Origin of the sequence: Streptomyces sp. LUP30 (assembly GCF_001746365.1) — a bacterium.
Lineage (GTDB): Bacteria > Actinomycetota > Actinomycetes > Streptomycetales > Streptomycetaceae > Streptomyces.
Window position 1 is genome coordinate 1 of the sequence record NZ_MJAJ01000067.1, and the last position, 20189, is coordinate 20189.

The following is a 20189-nucleotide window of genomic DNA, read 5'->3' on the forward strand; positions in this document are numbered from 1 at the left end:
GGGGGTGCGGGTGCGTCGTATTGATGTGGATTATGCGTCGCATTCGGTGCATGTGGATGTGTTGGAGGGGGAGTTGGCGGGGTTGTTGGGTTCGGTGAGGGGGTTGGTTCCGTCGGTGCCGTTCTTGTCGACGGTGACGGGTGAGTGGGTGGAGGGTGCGGTGTTGGACGGGGGTTATTGGTTCCGGAATCTGCGGCAGTCGGTGTTGTTGGAGCCGGTGGTGCGGCGGTTGGTGGGGGAGGGGTTCGGTGCGTTTTTGGAGATGAGTCCGCATCCGGTGTTGACGGTGCCGGTGGCGGAGACGGTGGAGGCTGTGGGTTCGGATGCGGTGGTGGTGGGTTCGCTGCGTCGGGGTGAGGGTGGTCTGGGGCGGTTTTATCGGTCGTTGGGTGAGGCGTGGGTGCGGGGTGTGGGGGTGGACTGGGCTCCGGTGTTTGCGGGGTTGTCGCCGTGTCGGGTGGAGTTGCCGACGTATGCGTTCCAGCGCAGCCGCTACTGGCTGGACATGCCCAGGGTGCAGGCCGGGGTGGATCCGGCGCAGGAGGAGTTCTGGCGGATCGTGGAGGAGGGTGATCTGGAGGGGCTCGCGGGCACGTTGGGGCTGGACGGGTCTGGGGGGCTCGGTGATCTCCTGCCTGCGTTGTCGGCCTGGCGTCGGGGACGGCAGGGCCGGGCGAAGCTGGACAGCTGGCGTTACCGGGTGGCGTGGCGGCCCTGCCGGCTCCCCGAAGGAGCCACCCTCGACGGGACCTGGCTGCTCGTCGTCCCCGAAGGGCGGACGGACGACGACGTGACGGTCCGGGCGCGACGCGTTCTGGAGGAGGCGACGCGAGTCGTCCCGGTCGTCGTGCCGGACCGGGCGGACCGGACGGTCGTCGCCGAACTGCTGGACGCCGCCGCGAAAACCGGGGACGCGCCCGTCGGCGTGCTGTCGCTGCTGGCCCTGGACGACGCACCGGACAAGCGCAGCCAGGGCGTCACCAGAGGAGTGCTCGGCTCCATGGCCTTGAGCCAGGCCCTCACGGACAGCGCGATCCACGCGGGACTGTGGTCACTGACGCGCGGAGCCGTCGCCGTCGACGGCGAGGACGAGCCCGTCGCCGGCCAGGCTGCTGCGTGGGGCCTGCTCCGGGTCGCCGCTCTGGACGATCCCGAGCGGTCCGGCGGGCTGGTGGACCTCCCCGCGGACGGCGGCATCGAGCTGCTGGCGATGCTGCCCGCGCTGCTTGCGGCAGGCGACGCGGTCGGCGCAGAGAGCGAGTTCGCGCTCCGGCCCGGGCAGCGGGGAGTCAGCGTCCGGCGGATGGTGCGCTCACCGCTCGGCGGATCCGCCGAGGCGCCCGTGTGGAAACCGCGAGGCGCCGTCCTCATCACCGGAGGCACCGGGGCCCTCGGGGCCCACGTGGCAAGGGATCTCGCCCATGCGGGCGCGGAGCATCTGGTGCTGACCAGCCGGCGCGGTCCCGACGCACCGGGTGCGGCGGAGCTGGAGCGCGAACTGACCGACCTCGGATGCCGGGTGACCATCGCCGCCTGCGACGTCGCCGACCGCGGCGCGCTCGCCGACGTCATGCGGGGCATCCCGGAAGAGACCCCCCTGACCGCGGTCGTCCACACCGCGGGCGCCGTCGACCGGGCGCGGCCGCTCACGAAGATCGACGCCGACGAGGCCGTCGAGCTGATGCACGCCAAGGTCGTGGGCGCCGAGAACCTGCACGAGCTGCTCGGCGCACGCCCGCTCGACGCCTTCGTGCTCTTCTCCTCCGGAGCCGGCGTCTGGGGCAACGGCGGCCAGGGGCCGTACGCGGCGGCCAACGCCCACCTCGACGCGCTCGCCGAACGGCGCCGCGCCGCCGGCCTGCCCGCCACCTCGATCGCCTGGGGCGCCTGGGCCGGTGGCGGCATGGTCGACGCCGAGGTCGGCGAGCAGCTGGCGCGGCGCGGGGTGCCCGCGATGGAGCCGGCGCTCGCCGTGCGCGCCCTGCGCGAATCGGTGGCGGCGAACGAGACCACCGTCGTCGTTGCGGACATCCGATGGGACCGGTTCGTGCCCGCGTACTGCGCCCACGGCCATCGCCCGCTGATCGACGAGATCCCGGAGGTACAGGCGCTGGCGACCGCGCAGGACGTTGAAGGGGCGGCCGGGGACACGGCGGGCGCGAGCACAGGGGCCGGCGGGCTCCGTGGCGAACTGGCCGCGTTGCCCGCTGCCAAGCGCAAGCGCCGACTGGCCGAATTGGTCCGGACGCACGCAGTAGCGGTCCTCGGCTCCGGAGCCGCCGAAGTGGTCAAGCCCGGCCGGGCCTTCCGGGACATGGGATTCGACTCCCTGACCGCTGTCGAACTGCGCAACCGGCTCGGTTCGGCACTCGGCGTCAGACTTTCCGCGACGCTCGTCTTCGACCATCCGACGCCGAACGCCCTCGCCGACCACGTGGGCGCGGAACTCTTCCCCGAGGACGACGGGGACAGCGCGCTCGACCCCCGGCTGAAGGAGATCGAGGCGGCCTACCGCGCCACGTCGGACCCGGCCGGCAGGGCGGAACTCGCCGACGCGCTGCGCGGCCTGCTCGACTCCTGGGCGGCGCCCACCGGCGCACCCGCCCCCGCGGCCGTGGACGAGGAACTGGTCGGCGCCTCCGACCAGGACATGTTCGATCTGATCGACAAGGAACTCGGGATCTCCTGAGCGCACCCCCGACACGACTTCCCGATTCTTGAAGGGCTGACTGGCATGGCCAACACGCACAACACCGAGGACAAGCTGCGGGACTACCTCAAGCGCGTCACCACGGACCTGCGACAGACCCGTCACAGGCTCACCGACCTGGAGACGCGGGCGCACGAGCCCATCGCCATCGTGGCCACCGCCTGTCACATGCCCGGCGGAGTGCGCAGCCCGGAGGACCTGTGGCGGATCGTCGCCGACGGCGTCGACACCGTTTCGGACCTGCCGACCGACCGTGGGTGGGACATCGAGGCGCTGTACGACCCCGACCCGGAGCGCATCGGCACCAGTTACGTCCGACAGGGCGCCTTCCTGCACGACGCGGCCGAGTTCGACGCCGGGTTCTTCGAGATCTCGCCGCGTGAGGCGACCGCGATGGACCCGCAGCAGCGGCTTCTCCTGGAAACCACCTGGGAGGCGTTCGAACGGGCCGGCATCGACCCCACGACGCTGCGGGGCAGTTCCACCGGTGTGTTCGTCGGCGCCAGCAACCAGGCCTACGCGCCCGACGGCGCCCGCGCGCCCGAGGGCATCGAAGGACATCTGCTGACCGGCGGATCCGCCGCCGTGCTGTCGGGGCGCATCTCCTACAGCTTCGGCTTCGAGGGACCGGCCGTCAGCCTCGACACCATGTGCTCCTCCTCGCTGGTCGCCCTCCATCTCGCGGTCCGGGCACTGCGCTCGGGCGAGTGCTCGATGGCGGTCGCGGGCGGTGTCACCGTCATGGCCAGCATGCGCAACTTCATCGAGTTCAGCCGTCAGCGCGGCCTGGCCGCCGACGGCCGCTGCAAGCCCTTCGCGGCCGGCGCCGACGGCACGGGCTGGGGCGAAGGCGTCGGTGTGCTGCTGCTGGAGCGGTTGTCGGACGCCGTGGCGTCGGGGCATCAGGTGCTGGCGGTGGTGCGGGGTTCGGCGATCAACCAGGACGGTGCGTCGAACGGGTTGACGGCGCCGAACGGTCCGTCCCAGCAGCGGGTGATCCGTGCCGCGTTGGCGGATGCGGGTCTGTCGGCTGCGGATGTGGACGTGGTGGAGGCGCACGGCACGGGGACGAAGCTCGGTGACCCGATCGAGGCGCAGGCGCTGCAGGCCACCTACGGCCAGGAGCGCGACGCCGGCTCCCCGCTGCTGATCGGTTCCCTGAAGTCCAACGTCGGCCACACACAGGCCGCTTCCGGCGTCGTGGGCATCATCAAGATGGTCGAGTCGCTCCGGCACGGCGTCGCCCCCAAGTCGCTCCACGGAGAGGAGCTCACCCCGCACGTCGACTGGTCCTCCGGCACGCTGCGCCTGCTCACCGAGGCGGTCGACTGGCCGGACACCGGACGGCCGCGCCGCGCGGGTGTCTCCTCCTTCGGAGGCAGCGGCACGAACGCCCACGTCGTCCTCGAGCAGGCGCCGGTCGCCGAACCGGCGGAAGCCGCCGGGACGACGGCTGCCGGGACGACGGACGCCGAGGCGGCGGACAAGGCGGAGGAGACCGGTGTCGTCCTGCCCTGGATGCTGTCGGCCCGGTCGGAGGCCGCGCTGAAGGAGCAGGCACAGCGGTTGCTCGACCGCATCGAGTCCGCCGGCCTTTCCACCGTGGACGTCTCCCACGCGCTCGCCACCGGTCGCGCCGCGCTGGAGGAGCGCGCCGTCGTCATCGGCACGGACCATGCGGGCCTCGTCGACGGTCTGCGCGCCCTGGCCAGGGGTGAACGGCCCGCGAGCGGGGCTCGCGGCCTCACCGAGAGCCCCGCCTCCCCCCGCGATCCGGTGTTCGTGTTTCCGGGTCAGGGTGCGCAGTGGGTGGGTATGGCGGTGGAGTTGTTGGATGTGTCGGAGGTGTTTGCTGCGCGGTTTGTTGAGTGTGGTGTGGCGTTGGAGGGGTTGGTGGGTTGGTCGTTGGTGGATGTGGTGCGGGGGGTGGGGGGTGCGCCGGGGTTGGATCGGGTGGATGTGGTGCAGCCGGTGTTGTGGGCGGTGATGGTGTCGTTGGCTGCGTTGTGGGAGTCGTTCGGTGTGCGGCCGGCTGCGGTGGTGGGTCATTCGCAGGGGGAGATTGCTGCTGCGGTGGTGGCGGGTGCGTTGAGTGTGGTGGATGGTGCGCGGGTGGTGGCGTTGCGGTCGCGGGCGTTGGTGGCGTTGGCGGGTGGTGGGGGGATGGTGTCGGTGGGTCTTGCTGCTGAGGGTCCGGGTGGGGTGTCGGAGTTGGTGGGTCGTTGGGGTGGTCGGGTGTCGGTGGCGGCGGTGAATGGTCCGTCGTCGACGGTGGTGTCGGGTGATGTGGGTGTGTTGGAGGAGTTGGTGGAGTGGTGTGAGGGGGCGGGGGTGCGGGTGCGTCGTATTGATGTGGATTATGCGTCGCATTCGGTGCATGTGGATGTGTTGGAGGGGGAGTTGGCGGGGTTGTTGGGTTCGGTGAGGGGGTTGGTTCCGTCGGTGCCGTTCTTGTCGACGGTGACGGGTGAGTGGGTGGAGGGTGCGGTGTTGGACGGGGGTTATTGGTTCCGGAATCTGCGGCAGTCGGTGTTGTTGGAGCCGGTGGTGCGGCGGTTGGTGGGGGAGGGGTTCGGNGGGGGTGCGGGTGCGTCGTATTGATGTGGATTATGCGTCGCATTCGGTGCATGTGGATGTGTTGGAGGGGGAGTTGGCGGGGTTGTTGGGTTCGGTGAGGGGGTTGGTTCCGTCGGTGCCGTTCTTGTCGACGGTGACGGGTGAGTGGGTGGAGGGTGCGGTGTTGGACGGGGGTTATTGGTTCCGGAATCTGCGGCAGTCGGTGTTGTTGGAGCCGGTGGTGCGGCGGTTGGTGGGGGAGGGGTTCGGTGCGTTTTTGGAGATGAGTCCGCATCCGGTGTTGACGGTGCCGGTGGCGGAGACGGTGGAGGCTGTGGGTTCGGATGCGGTGGTGGTGGGTTCGCTGCGTCGGGGTGAGGGTGGTCTGGGGCGGTTTTATCGGTCGTTGGGTGAGGCGTGGGTGCGGGGTGTGGGGGTGGACTGGGCTCCGGTGTTTGCGGGGTTGTCGCCGTGTCGGGTGGAGTTGCCGACGTATGCGTTCCAGCGCAGCCGTTACTGGTTGGACATGCCCAGGGTGCAGGCCGGGGTGGATCCGGCGCAGGAGGAGTTCTGGCGGATCGTGGAGGAGGGTGATCTGGAGGGGCTCGCGGGCACGTTGGGGCTGGACGGGTCTGGGGGGCTCGGTGATCTCCTGCCTGCGTTGTCGGCCTGGCGTCGGGGACGGCAGGGCCGGGCGAAGCTGGACAGCTGGCGCTACCGGGTGGCGTGGCGGCCCTGCCGGCTCCCCGAAGGAGCCACCCTCGACGGGACCTGGCTGCTCGTCGTCCCCGAAGGACACGTCGGATCGCCGCTGGTCGCCGCTGTCGCCGACGCCCTGAGCGATGCGGGCGCGACCGCCGTCCCCTTCGCGATGGCCGCCGACGAGCTGGACCGCGCACTCGTCGCCGCGCGCCTCACGGCCGCCGTCGCCGGTGCCGACAGCGCAGCCGACGGCGTGGCCGGGACCGACTCCGTGCGCGGCGTCGTGTCCCTGCTGGCCCTCGACGAGCGCCTCGCCCCGGACCACTCGGGTGCGACCGTCGGCATGATGTCCTCGCTGGTCCTGGTCCAGGGCATGCTGGACGCCGGCATCGAGGCCAGGACGTGGTTCCTGACCAGCGAGGCTGTCAGTACCGGGAACGGGGACACGGTCAGCCGTCCGATCCAGGGCGCGCTCTGGGGATTCGGCCGGGTGGTCGCCCTGGAGCAGCCGCGGCGCTGGGGCGGCCTCGTCGACCTTCCCTCCGCACCCGACCCCGACGCCGCCCGCGGCCTGGTCGCCGTCCTGGCCGCAGGGGGCGACGAGGACCAGATCGCCCTGCGCGGATCGAGCGCCCACATCCGGCGGCTGGTCCGCGCCCCCCTGTCCGGCCGAAGCGCATCGCGGTCCTGGAGCACCAGCGGGGCCGCGCTGATCACCGGCGGCACCGGCGGCCTCGGCGCCCACACGGCTCGACTGCTCGCCCGCAAGGGCGCCGAGCATCTGGTGCTGACCAGCCGCCACGGCGACCAGGCGCCGGGCGCGGAAACGCTGCGGCAGGAACTGACCGAGCTGGGCTGCCGGGTGACCATCGCCGCGTGCGACGTCGCCGATCGGGAAGCGCTCCACCGTCTCGTCGAGCAGGTGGAGTCCGACGGCCCCGCGATCCGCTCGGTCGTGCACACCGCGGGCGTCGGCATGCTCGCCTCCCTCGCCGACACCGATCTCGACTTCTTCGCAGAGGGAGCGCGCGCCAAGCTGCTCGGCGCCGTCAACCTCGACGAACTCTTCGACCACGACCGGCTGGACGCCTTCGTCCTGTACTCCTCCGTCGCCGGCACCTGGGGCAGCGGCGACCACGGCGCCTACTCGGCCTCCAACGCCTACGTCGACGCTCTCGCCGACCATCGCCGAGCGCGCGGGCTGACCGGCATGTCCCTCGCCTGGGGCATCTGGAGCCCGGAGGGCGGAGGCATGGCCGTCAACGTCGTTCGGGAGCAACTGCGCTGGCGCGGGATCCCGTTCATGGACTCCGCCCTCGCCGTCGCGGGCCTCGAGCAGGCACTCGACCACGACGAGACCTTCCTCGCCGTCGCCGACATCGACTGGGAGCGTTTCGTCCCCGTCTTCACCGCGGCGCACTCCCGACCGCTGCTGCACGAGGTCCCCGAGGTGGCGGCCGCGATGCGGGCCGACGAAGCCGTTCTCGACCGTGCCTCGGAACGCGGCGGCGGCCTGCGCGCGGAACTCGCCGGCCAGAGCTCCGCCGAACGCGACCGGACGCTGACCGACGTGGTCCGCAGCCAGGTCGCCGCCGTCCTCGGCTACGCCGACGGCAACGACGTCGCCGCCACACGTGCGTTCCGGGAACTCGGATTCGACTCCCTCACCGCGGTCGAGCTCCGCAACCGCCTCAACGAGGCGACCGGCCTCACGCTGCCCGCCGCGATCGTCTTCGACCACCCCAACGTCCGCGACCTCGCGCGCCATCTGCGCGGACAGCTCGTCGACGACACTGCCGCGGAGCGGCCCACCATGCTCCCCGCCGTCCCGGCGGCCCGCCCGGCCCGTGAGGACGAACCGATCGCCATCGTCTCCATGGGCTGCCGCTTCCCCGGCGGAGCACACTCACCGGACGACTTCTGGCGACTCGTCCTCGACGAGACCGACGCCATCTCGTCCCTGCCCGTCGACCGCGGCTGGGACGTGGAGAATCTGTACGACCCCGACCCGGACCGAGCGGGCACCACCTACGCCCGCGACGGCGGTTTCCTGCACGACGCGGCCGAGTTCGACGCGGCCTTCTTCGGGATCTCGCCGCGTGAGGCGACCGCGATGGACCCGCAGCAGCGACTGCTGCTGGAGACCGCCTGGGAGACCCTGGAGCGGGCCGGCATCGCCCCCGACAGCCTGCGCGGCAGTGACACCGGAGTCTTCGTCGGCGTGTCCCACCAGGGTTACGGAGCGAGCGGGGGCGTGCCGGAGGGACTCGAGGGCCACCTCATCACCGGCACCGTCACCAGCATCGCCTCCGGCCGCATCTCCTACACACTCGGCCTCGAAGGGCCGGCCGTGACGATGGACACCGGCTGTTCCTCCGCGCTGGTGGCGATGCACCAGGCCATGCGTTCCCTTCGTTCGGGGGAGTGCTCCCTCGCGCTGACCGGCGGCGCAGCCGTCATGGGCGAGCCCATCGGCCTGGTCGGCTTCAGCCGTCAGCGTGGCCTGGCCGTCGACGGCCGTTGCAAGGCGTTCGGCGCCGAGGCCGACGGCATGGGTATGGCCGAGGGTGTGGGTGTGCTGCTGCTGGAGCGGTTGTCGGACGCCGTGGCGTCGGGGCATCAGGTGCTGGCGGTGGTGCGGGGTTCGGCGATCAATCAGGACGGTGCGTCGAACGGGTTGACGGCGCCGAACGGTCTTGCGCAGCAGCGGGTGATCCGTGCGGCGTTGGCGGATGCGGGTCTGTCGGCTGCGGATGTGGACGTGGTGGAGGCGCACGGTACGGGGACGAAGCTGGGTGACCCGATCGAGGCGCAGGCGCTGCTGGCGACCTACGGTCAGGAGCGCGACGGCGAGCGTCCGTTGTGGCTCGGGTCGGTGAAGTCCAACATCGGCCACACGCAGGCCGCTTCGGGCATGGCCGGGATCATCAAGATGGTGCAGGCCATACGGCACGCCACCCTGCCGAAGTCCCTGCACGCCGAGGAGGTCTCCCCGATCGTCGACTGGTCGGCAGGACAGGTCGAGGTCCTCGCGCACACCCGCCCCTGGGAACGCAACGGCCGGCCTCGCAGGGCCGGCGTCTCCTCCTTCGGCGTCAGCGGCACCAACGCCCACATCATCCTCGAAGAGCCTGAGCCGCCGCTCACCGCAGAGGAGTCCGCACCGCTCGTCGCCGAGCCGTCCCGCACCGTGGTGCCGTGGCTGCTGTCCGCCCGCTCGGACAAGGCGCTGCGTGCCCAGGCCGAGCAGCTGCTGACCCATCTGGAGAGCTCGAACGACGATCCCGTCGACATCGCGCACTCCCTCCTGACCGGCCGTGCCGTGCTGGAGGAGCGTGCGGCCGTCGTCGGCGTCGACCGCGACGACCTCGTCGCGTCGCTGCGCGCTCTGGCCGCCGGAACGTCCGGCACGAGCCTCGCGCGGGGCGCCGCCCGGCGTATCGGCGAGACCGTCGATCCGGTGTTCGTGTTTCCGGGTCAGGGTGCGCAGTGGGTGGGTATGGCGGTGGAGTTGTTGGATGTGTCGGAGGTGTTTGCTGCGCGGTTTGTTGAGTGTGGGGTGGCGTTGGAGGGGTTGGTGGGTTGGTCGTTGGTGGATGTGGTGCGGGGGGTGGGGGGTGCGCCGGGGTTGGATCGGGTGGATGTGGTGCAGCCGGTGTTGTGGGCGGTGATGGTGTCGTTGGCTGCGTTGTGGGAGTCGTTCGGTGTGCGGCCGGCTGCGGTGGTGGGTCATTCGCAGGGGGAGATCGCTGCTGCGGTGGTGGCGGGTGCGTTGAGTGTGGTGGATGGTGCGCGGGTGGTGGCGTTGCGGTCGCGGGCGTTGGTGGCGTTGGCGGGTGGTGGGGGGATGGTGTCGGTGGGTCTTGCTGCTGAGGGTCCGGGTGGGGTGTCGGAGTTGGTGGGTCGTTGGGGTGGTCGGGTGTCGGTGGCGGCGGTGAACGGTCCGTCGTCGACGGTGGTGTCGGGTGATGTGGGTGTGTTGGACGAGTTGGTGGAGTGGTGTGAGGGGGCGGGGGTGCGGGTGCGTCGTATTGATGTGGATTATGCGTCGCATTCGGTGCATGTGGATGTGTTGGAGGGGGAGTTGGCGGGGTTGTTGGGTTCGGTGAGGGCGTTGGTTCCGTCGGTGCCGTTCTTGTCGACGGTGACGGGTGAGTGGGTGGAGGGTGCGGAGTTGGACGGGGGTTATTGGTTCCGGAATCTGCGGCAGTCGGTGTTGTTGGAGCCGGTGGTGCGGCGGTTGGTGGGGGAGGGGTTCGGNGGGGGTGCGGGTGCGTCGTATTGATGTGGATTATGCGTCGCATTCGGTGCATGTGGATGTGTTGGAGGGGGAGTTGGCGGGGTTGTTGGGTTCGGTGAGGGCGTTGGTTCCGTCGGTGCCGTTCTTGTCGACGGTGACGGGTGAGTGGGTGGAGGGTGCGGAGTTGGACGGGGGTTATTGGTTCCGGAATCTGCGGCAGTCGGTGTTGTTGGAGCCGGTGGTGCGGCGGTTGGTGGGGGAGGGGTTCGGYGCGTTTTTGGAGATGAGTCCGCATCCGGTGTTGACGGTGCCGGTGGCGGAGACGGTGGAGGCTGTGGGTGCGGATGCGGTGGTGGTGGGTTCGCTGCGTCGGGGTGAGGGTGGTCTGGGGCGTTTTTATCGGTCGTTGGGTGAGGCGTGGGTGCGGGGTGTGGGGGTGGACTGGGCTCCGGTGTTTGCGGGGTTGTCGCCGTGTCGGGTGGAGTTGCCGACGTATGCGTTCCAGCGCAGCCGCTACTGGCTGGAGCCGGCCGCCCCGCAGACCGCTGCCGACGGCGGGACGTCCGGTGAGGTGAACCTCCTCGACGACGGGTTCTGGGCCAGCGTGGACAGCCACGATCTCGCTTCCCTGGCGGACAGCCTCGGACTCGAGGACGTGCGCTCACTCGCCGAGGTGGTGCCCGCCCTGTCGTCCTGGCGGCGGGACCGGCTCAACCACTCCACCCTCGACGGCTGGCGATACCGGGTCGCATGGCGGCCCCGCACCGAACAGCCCGCTCGCACCCACGAGCTGCTGAACACGTGGCTGCTCGTCGTACCGGCCGGATATGAGGACGACCCCCTCGTCAGGGATGTGCGCGCCGCGGTCGGCGACAGGTCTGCCGGGGTCCGCGTCCTCGTCGTGGGCGGCCCGGACGCCGAACGTGACCGCATGGCCGACCTCGTGCGCGCCCTGGCCGACGGCGTCGCGGTCGGTGGCGTGCTGTCGCTGCTCGCGCTGGACGAGTCCCCCTGGTCGGCCGAGGGCGTGCTGCCCACCGGCCTGGTCCTGACCACGACTCTGCTCCAGGTCCTCGGCGACGCCCGCCTGGACGCCCCGGTGTGGTGTGCCACGCGTGGCGCGGTCTCCGTGCGCCGCAGCGACCGGCTGACCAGCCCTCTGCAGGCGATGACCTGGGGTCTCGGCCGCATCGCCGCCCTGGAGTACCCGCAGCGCTGGGGCGGGCTCGTCGACCTGCCCGGCACGCTCGACGAGCGCGCGGCGCGACGGCTGATCGGCGCGTTGTCCGGGACGCTCGAAGAGGACCACCTCGCAGTGCGCGCCTCCGGACTCTTCGCCCGGCGGCTGGTGCGTGCCGGTGACGGGCCGCGGCCGGAGGGCAGCTGGCAGCCGTCCGGCACCGTCCTGGTGACGGGCGGCACCGGCGGGCTCGGCCGGCACGTCGCCCGCTGGCTCGCACGCGGCGGCGCCGAACACCTCGTGCTCGCCTCCCGGCGCGGCCCCGACGCGTCGGGAGCCGGCGAACTCGTCGCCGAACTCGCCGAGTCGGGCACCCAGGCCACCGTCGTCGCCTGCGACGTCGCCGACGCCGACGCCGTACGGCGCCTCGTCGACGACCTGCCCGGCGGCGGCACCCTCACGGCAGTGGTGCACACCGCCGGCATCATCGACGACGGCCTCATCGACGCGCTCACCCCGCAGCGCGCCCATGACGTCCTGCGACCCAAGGCCGATGCGGCGCTGGCCCTCGACGCAGCCACCCGCCATCTCGACCTCGACGCGTTCGTGCTGTTCTCGTCGATGGCAGGCACCCTCGGCGGTCCCGGACAGGGCAGTTACGCCGCGGCCAACGCCTTCCTCGACGCCCTGGCCGCCGGCCGCAGGGCGGAGGGACTGCCCGCCACCTCCATCGGCTGGGGAACCTGGGCGGGTGGCGGCATGGTCGGGGAGGAGGTCGCCGAGCGGCTGCGCCGGGACGGCGTACCCCCGATGGACCCCGAACTGGCCATCGCCTCCCTCCAGAAGGCGCTGGAGCAGGACGAGGAGTTCCTGATCGTCGCCGACGTCGACTGGAAGCTGATCACCGCCCGTGCGTTCGCCGCGCTGCGCGAGCTCCCCGAGGCACGGGCGCCGCTCTCCACGGAGAGCGGCGAGAAGAAGGCCGACTCCGTCGACGGCCCGCCGCTCGTCCAGCGCCTCGCGGGCCTGGCCCCGGCGGAACGCCGTGCCGAGCTGGTCACCGAGGTCCGCGCCCAGGCCTCCGCCGTTCTCGGCCATGCGGATCCCGGCGCGGTCCCCGACGGGTGTGCCTTCCGGGACGTCGGCTTCGACTCGCTCACCGCCGTCGAACTGCGCAACCGGTTCGTGGAGGCCACCGGTCTGCGTCTGCCGGTCACGCTCGCCTTCGACCACCCCTCCGCAGGAGCCCTGGCCGCCTACCTGGACGGAGAACTGTTCGGTACGGGGGCGGCCGCCGAGCCGCTGCCCGAACTGCCGACTGCGGCGGTCGACGACGACCCGGTCGTCATCGTCTCCATGGGCTGCCGCTTCCCCGGCGGTGTCGCCTCGCCCGAGGACCTGTGGCAACTGGTCGCCGCCGGCGCCGACGCCATCACACCCTTCCCCGCCGACCGCGGCTGGGACGTCGAGAGCCTCTACGATCCCGACCCCGACCGCATCGGCCACTCGTACGCCCGGCACGGCGGGTTCCTGCACGACGCCGACCGCTTCGACCCCGCGTTCTTCGGGATCGCGCCCCGCGAGGCCGTGGCCATCGACCCGCAGCACCGGCTGCTGCTGGAGACGTCCTGGGAGGCGTTCGAACGCGCCGGGATCGATCCGGACCGCATCCGCGGCGCCCGCGCGGGCGTCTTCGTCGGATCCAACTACAACGACTACGGCAGCCGTGCCCGCAAGGCCCCCGAGGAGCTGGAGGGCTACCTCGCCACAGGCAGCGCCGGCAGCGTCGCCTCGGGACGCATCGCCTACACCTTCGGTCTGGAAGGACCGGCCGTCACCGTCGACACGGCCTGCTCGTCCTCCCTGGTCGCCCTGCACCTGGCGGTACAGGCCCTGCGGTCCGGGGAGTGCGAACTCGCCCTGGCCGGCGGCGTCACCGTGATGTCCACGCCGGACACCTTCGTCGAGTTCAGCAGGCAGCGCGCCCTCTCGCCGGACGGCCGCTGCAAGCCGTTCGCCGCCGAGGCCGACGGCGCGGGCTGGGCCGAAGGCGTCGGCCTGCTCCTGCTGGAGCGTCTGTCGGACGCGCGTCGCAACGGCCACCCCGTGCTCGCCACCGTCGCCGGCACCGCCGTCAACCAGGACGGCGCCTCCAACGGACTCACCGCGCCCAGCGGACCCGCCCAGCAGAGGGTCATCCGTCAGGCGCTGGCCTCCGCCGGGCTCTCCCCGCTGGACGTCGACGCCGTCGAGGCGCACGGCACCGGAACGACCCTCGGCGACCCGATCGAGGCGCAGGCGCTGCTGGCCGTCTACGGTCAGGACCGGCCTGCGGAGCGGCCGCTGTGGCTCGGGGCGCTGAAATCCAACATCGGTCACACACAGGCCGCTTCCGGCGTCGCGGGCATCATCAAGATGGTGATGGCGATGCGTCACCGCGTCCTGCCGCGCACCCTGCACGCCGAACAGCCGTCCCCGCACATCGACTGGTCGTCCGGCGCCGTGCGCCTGCTGCAGGAAGAGCGCGACTGGGCCCCCGGTGACGCCCCGCGTCGCGCGGGCGTCTCGTCGTTCGGCGTCTCCGGCACCAACGCACACGTGATCATCCAAGAACCCGGGACACCCGCCCCGGTGGAGTCCCGTCCGGCCGACGGCGCCGCCCGCACGCTGCCGTGGCTGCTGTCGGCCCGTGGCGACGCCGCCCTGCGCGCCCAGGCCAGCCGCCTCCTCGCCCACATCGCCGCCCGTCCGGACACCGCTCCGGCCGATCTGGCGCTCTCCCTGGCCACCACACGCGCCCACCACGACGACCGCGCGGCCGTCGCCACCGGCGACACCGCCGCACTCACCGACGCGCTCACCTCTCTCGCCGAGGGCCGGGAGCACCCGCTGCTCACGACCGGCCGGGCCCGCGGGGGCAGGGTGGCCTTCCTCTTCTCCGGACAGGGCAGTCAGCAGGCTGCCACCGGACGGGTCCTGTACCAGCGGCACGAGATCTTCGCCGACGCTCTCGACGAGGCCTGCGCCCACCTCGACGCCGACCTCGAACTGCCCCTGCGTGACGTCCTGTTCGCCGAACCGGGCAGCCCCGAGGCGGCGTTCCTGGACCGCACCGCCTACACCCAGGCCGGACTCTTCGCCGTCCAGGTCGCCCTCTACCGCCTGCTGGAGAGCCTGGGCGTACGGCCCGACGCGGTGCTCGGCCACTCGGTCGGCGAGATCGCCGCAGCCCACGTCGCGGGGGTTCTCACACTGGAGGACGCGTGCCGGCTCGTCGCCGTGCGCGGAAGACTCATGGGGAACCTGCCGACGGGAGGCGTCATGATCTCCGTACAGGCCGGGGAGGAGGAGGTGACACCGCTGCTCGCCGCCCACGCGGGCCGGGTGTCCGTCGCGGCGGTCAACAGCCCGCTCGCCACCGTCCTGTCCGGCGACGAGGTAGCCGTCACCGCCGTGGCGGCCGAACTGGCCGGCCAGGGCCGCAAGACACACCGTCTGCAGGTCGGTCACGCTTTCCACTCCCACCACATGGACGACATGCTCGACGAGTTCGCCGCCCACACGGCGCTCGTCGACCACGCCGCCCCCGCCCTGTCCGTGGTCTCCACGGTCACCGGACGCCCCGTCACCGCGGACGAGCCGATGGACGGCGCCTATTGGGTCAGCCAGGTGCGTGACGCCGTCCGCTTCCACGAGGGCATGCGCACACTGGAGGAACAGGGCGTCACCACCTATGTCGAGATCGGCCCGGGCGGCGTGCTGACCGCGCTCGCCGCGGACTGCGTCGACGGCGTCGCCACACTCGTGCCGACGCTGCGGCGCGACGAGGAGGAAGACGCCTCGCTGACCTCCGCCCTCGCCCGGCTGCACACCCACGGCCACCGCGTGGACTGGGACAACTGGTTCACCCCCTCGGGAGCCGTCCGCACCGATCTGCCCACCTACCCCTTCCAGCGGCGCCGCTACTGGCTCGAGGCGACCGGCTCCGACAGCACCCGCACGGACCTGGACCCCGTACACCACCAGCTGCTCACCGCCGCTGTCGCCCTCGCCGACAGCTCCGGCGTCGTGCTGACGGGAACCGTCTCGGTGAACGACAGGCCCTGGCTCGCCGACCACGCCCTGGACGGCCGCATCCTCTTCCCCGGCACCGCGTTCCTCGACCTCGCCATGGAGGCGTGCGGACACGTCGGCGCCGCCCGGATCGGTGACCTCACCCTCCAGACGCCGCTCGTGCTCCCTGAGAACGGCGGCGTCCAGCTTCAGGTGTCCGTCGCGGCGCCAGACGGCAACGGCGACCGCGCCCTCTCGGTGCACTCCCGACCCGCCACCGGCACTGCCTGGACGCGGCACGCCGACGGCACCCTCACCGACACGCCGTCGGCCTCCGCCCCCGCACCTCTGCCGGCCGCCTGGCCGCCACCGACCGCCACCGCGGTGGACGTCAGCGGCCTGTACGAACGCATCGCCGCCGGCGGCTTCGCCTACGGACCCGCGTTCCGCGGACTGCGCGCCGCCTGGCGCGACGGCGACGACGTGTACGCCGAGATCGCCCCCGAGGAAGGCGAACACCTGCAGGGCGCCGCCCGGTTCCGCATCCACCCGGCCCTGCTGGACGCCGCCCTGCACACGGTGGCCCTGGCCCCCGCCGCAGGCACCGGCACCGTCCTGCCGTTCGCCTTCTCCGACGTCGTCCCGCACTCCGCCGGCGCCACCGCGCTGCGCGTACGTCTCACCCCCGTCGGCGACCACACCTACCGGGTGGGCATCCTCGACGGCGAGGGACGCCGGGTCGCCGACATCGACGGGCTCACCCTGCGCCCCGTGGACACCAGCGCCCTGCCGTCCGCTCCGGGGCGCGGCGCACTGCACCGGATCCGCTGGACGCCCGTCGGCATCGGCACGGCGCCCGTCGCCACGCCGCATCTCGTCGGCGGCGTGCTGCCGTCCGCCGCACCGGGCTTCGACACCGCCGTCCGGCACACGGACCCCGCCGCGTTGTACGCGGCCACGGGCACCGCCGTGCCCGCGACGGTCCTGGCGGCGATGCCCGACACCCGGTCCGAGGCGGACGGCGACGTCACCGCCGCTACGCGGCGTGCCACCAACCACGCGCTGAGCCTGCTCACCGACTGGCTGGCCCAGGACGGCCTGGCGGCCTCCCGGCTGGTGGTGCTGACCCGGAACGCCGTCACCACCGGATCCGAGGACGCGCCCCACACCGATCCGGCCCAGGCGGCCGTCTGGGGACTGGTCCGTGCGGCGCGCGCCGAGAACCCGGGCCGCTTCGCCCTGGTCGACCACGACGGCAGTGCGGCCTCCCTGGCACAGCTGCCGGCCGCGCTGGCCTCGGACGAGAGCGAGATCGCCCTGCGCGGGGGCTCCGCGTTCACACCCCGGTTCACCCAGGCGGCACCGCCCGCCGAGACGACGGGCGAGGCGTTCGCGGACGGCACCGTCCTGGTCACCGGGGCCGGCGGCATCCTGGGACGGGAGATCGCCCGCCACCTGGTCACCGCCCACGGCGTGCGCTCCCTGGTGCTGGCCGGACGGCGCGGCCCGGCGGCCGAGGGCATGACCGAACTCCACGAGGAGCTCAGCGGCCACGGGGCCCACGTCACCGTCGCCGCCTGCGACGTCGCCGACCGCGACGCCCTGACCGCCCTGCTCGGTGACATCCCTGCGGACCGGCCGCTCAGCGCGGTCGTCCACACAGCGGGCGTCCTCGACGACGGCATCGTGCAGTCGCTCACTCCCGAGCGCGTCGACACCGTGCTGCGGGCCAAGGCCGACGCGACCGTCCTGCTGGAGGAACTCACCCGCGGCACCGATGCCGCGCTCGTGCTGTTCTCCTCGATCGCCGGAACCCTCGGCGGCGTCGGGCAGGGCAACTACTCGGCCGCCAACGCCTTCCTGGACGCCTTCGCCGCCCGCCGCGCCGCCGGCGGACGCCGCGTCCAGTCCCTCGCCTGGGGCCTGTGGGCCGAACGAAGCGGCATGACCGGCAAGCTCGACGAAGCGGACATGCGCCGCATCGCCCGCAGTGGACTGCGGCCCATGGAGACCGGTCACGCGCTCAGCCTGCTCGACGCGGCGCTGCGCTCCCGCGAACCGTACTTCGCGCCCGTCGACCTCGACCCGGCCGCCCTACTGGCCTCCGACGGGTCGGTGCCGGACCTGGTGCGCGACCTCGTCCCGGCCCGCACCCGGCACCGGGCCGAACCGGCCACCACCGCGTCGGCGGCGCCCGCGGAGGGCGAGCTGTGCAACCGTCTCGCCGGGCTTGCCCCGGACGCCCGGCACGCCGTCGTCCTGGACGCGGTACTCGCTCAGGCGGCCCTGGTCATCGGGCACGACAGCCCCGACTCCATCGACCCCGAAGGAGGCTTCCTGGACAGCGGGTTCAACTCGCTGACCGCCGTCGAACTGCGCAACCGCATCGGCGCCCTCGCAGGAGCACGGCTGCCCGCGACCCTCATGTTCGACTACCCGACGCCGCAACGGCTCGCCGCGTACCTCCTGGAACGCGTCACCCAGGAGGCGCAGTCGGCAGCCTCCCCCGTTCTCGACCGTCTCGACGCCCTGGAAGCCCAGTTCACCGCGTCGGTCCTGGACACGGCCGTCCAGGAGCGGCTGCGCAGCAGGCTCAGCGGTCTGCTGGCCCGGCTCGACGACGACCCGGCGGCCGGGGCCGCCGTCGGCTCCGCGCCTTCGGCGCCGGGGCGGGCCGCCGACGAGGTCTCCGACGACGAACTGCGCGCCTTCCTCGAGGGCGACCTCGACGAGGTGTGAGCCGACCGGCCTCGTTCCGGCCCGGACACGGCGTCCGGGCCGGAACGACCGCCCCTGCTCACCCACCACCTCCCACCCACCCACAACGTCCCACCACCACGTCTCACCCACCACGTCTCACCCGTCACCTGGATGGAACAGTGAAGGCTCTTGTGCTCGCGGGGGGATCAGGTTCACGACTGCGACCGATCACCCACACGTCCAGCAAGCAATTGGTCCCGGTCGCCAACAAACCGATCCTCTTCTACGGTCTCGAATCCATCGCCGCCGCGGGCATCACCGACGTCGGCGTCATCGTCGGCAGCACCGCCCCGGAAATCGAGGCGGCCGTCGGTGACGGCTCCGCCTTCGGCCTGACCGTCACCTACATCCCGCAGAGCGAACCCCTGGGGCTCGCCCACGCCGTGCTCATCGCCGAATCCTTCCTGGGCGACGACGACTTCGTCATGTACCTCGGTGACAACTTCGTGCTCGACGGCATCACCGACGTCGTCGAGGAGTTCCGCAAGGACCCACGCGACGCCCAGGTGCTGCTCACCCGGGTGAGCAACCCCACGGCCTTCGGCGTGGCGGTCACCGACGACAACGGCAACGTCCTCGTACTCGAGGAGAAACCGCGCAAGCCGTGCAGCGACCTGGCCGTCGCCGGCGTGTACCTCTTCACGGCGGCCGTCCACGAAGCGGTGCGGGCCGTCCAGCCGTCCCCTCGCGGCGAGCTGGAGATCACCGACGCGCTGCAGTGGATGATCGACCAGGGGATGGAGGTCCGCTCCACGGTCATCACCGGATACTGGAAGGACACCGGCAACGTCACCGACATGCTGGAGGTCAACCGCACCCTCCTCGAACGCCTCCAGCCCTGCGTCAACGGCTATGTCGACGACGAGAGCGAGATCATCGGACGGGTCCGGATCGAGGCGGGCGCCGAGGTCCGGCGCTCCCGCATCGTCGGCCCCGTGATCATCGGCGCCGGCAGCGTCGTCAGCGACTCGTACGTCGGCCCCTCCACGTCGGTCGCGGAGAACTGCCGCATCTCCCACAGCGAGATCGAGTACTCGATCGTGCTGCGGGAGTCGTCCTTCGACCGGATCCGGCGGGTTGCAGCCTCCCTCGTCGGCCGCAACGTCAAAGTCGCCGTCGCCCCAGGACTGCCTGCCACCCACCGCCTCGTCATAGGCGATCACGGGCACGTCCAGCTCTCGTCATGACCGCCGTACGCCTCCTCGTCGTCACCGCGGTACGAGCCGAACGCGACGCCGTCGCGCGAGGTCTGGGCCCTGCCGCGGCGGCCGACTGCGGCGCCCTGCCCGGCCGGGAGATGCTCCGGATCAACTGCACCGGGGACGCCTCGTCCGTGCGGGCCGACCGCACGGCGGCGGGGCAGGGTCCCGCCCCTCACCGGCAGCTCGTCGCCGACCTGTTGGCAGGGGGAGTGGGACCCGCCGCCGCGGCCGCGGCGACCGACGCGGCACTCACCGCGGCGGCCGTCGGGGGCGACCGGTACCACCTGGTCGTCTCGACAGGCATCGCGGGGGGCTTCGCGCCGGTCGCCGACGTCGGTTCCGTCGTCGTCGCCGACCGTGTCATCGCCGCCGACCTCGGCTGCGAGACCGCCGACGGATTCATCTCCATGGACAGCCTGGGGTTCGGAGCCTCCGAGCACGCCTGCGCACCCCATCTCTCCGCGGCCGTCGCCAGAGTCCTCGGCGCCGTCCTCGCCCCCGTCCTGACCGTCTCCACCGTCACCGGTACCGCGGAACGCGCCCAGCGCCTACGGCAACGCCACGGAGCCGCCGCCGAGGCGATGGAGGGCTTCGGCGTCGCCGAGGCCGCCGCCGTCCACGGCGTCCCGCTGCTGGAACTGCGCACCGTCTCCAACCCCGTCGGCCCGCGCGACCGCGCCGCCTGGCGCATCCCCGACGCCCTGACGGCACTTCAGGACGCCTTCGCGGACCTGTACACCGTTCTCGCCCGGGGCGCCCCGCCACCGTACGTCTGAGCAGCCCGTG

The 20189-nt window shown here is 72.1% G+C and carries 6 protein-coding genes and 1 pseudogene; all 7 read left to right on the plus strand.

Translation table 11 applies throughout. The annotated features are described in order from the left end of the window. The first annotated feature begins 10 nt into the window (after positions 1–10). The 7 genes and pseudogenes from BG482_RS35835 to BG482_RS35860 all read left to right on the plus strand — a co-directional run bounded on the left by BG482_RS35835 (position 11) and on the right by BG482_RS35860 (position 20179). Positions 11–2689 (plus strand): SDR family NAD(P)-dependent oxidoreductase, encoded by a 2679-nt coding sequence (locus tag BG482_RS35835; protein WP_256096587.1) that lies wholly within the window; start codon positions 11–13, stop codon positions 2687–2689. 45 nt (positions 2690–2734) lie between these two features. Next, positions 2735–5286, plus strand: a 2552-nt coding sequence (locus tag BG482_RS35840) for a type I polyketide synthase (protein ID WP_306287010.1), incomplete at its 3' end; no start/stop codon positions are given. Between the two features lie 59 nt (positions 5287–5345). Continuing rightward, positions 5346–5639, plus strand: a pseudogene (locus BG482_RS46290) (acyltransferase domain-containing protein); the annotation flags it as partial. Positions 5640–5792: 153 nt separating this feature from the next. Next, positions 5793–10228: SDR family NAD(P)-dependent oxidoreductase (locus BG482_RS45580; RefSeq protein WP_370745943.1), on the plus strand; the 4436-nt coding region annotated here is incomplete at its 3' end. A gap of 53 nt (positions 10229–10281) precedes the next feature. Further along, entirely contained in the window at positions 10282–18180 is a 7899-nt protein-coding gene (locus BG482_RS35850; protein ID WP_370745942.1) for an SDR family NAD(P)-dependent oxidoreductase, read from the plus strand. A gap of 140 nt (positions 18181–18320) precedes the next feature. Then, the gene (locus tag BG482_RS35855; protein ID WP_069773403.1) at positions 18321–19388 is read left to right on the plus strand and encodes a glucose-1-phosphate thymidylyltransferase; all 1068 of its coding nucleotides are present in this window, start codon (positions 18321–18323) and stop codon (positions 19386–19388) included. Next, positions 19385–20179 carry a futalosine hydrolase gene (locus BG482_RS35860; protein ID WP_069773404.1) on the plus strand — a complete coding sequence of 265 codons (795 nt, stop codon included), beginning with the start codon at positions 19385–19387 and terminating at the stop codon, positions 20177–20179. Before BG482_RS35855 ends, BG482_RS35860 begins: the two co-directional genes overlap by 4 nt. Positions 20180–20189 lie beyond the last annotated feature (10 nt).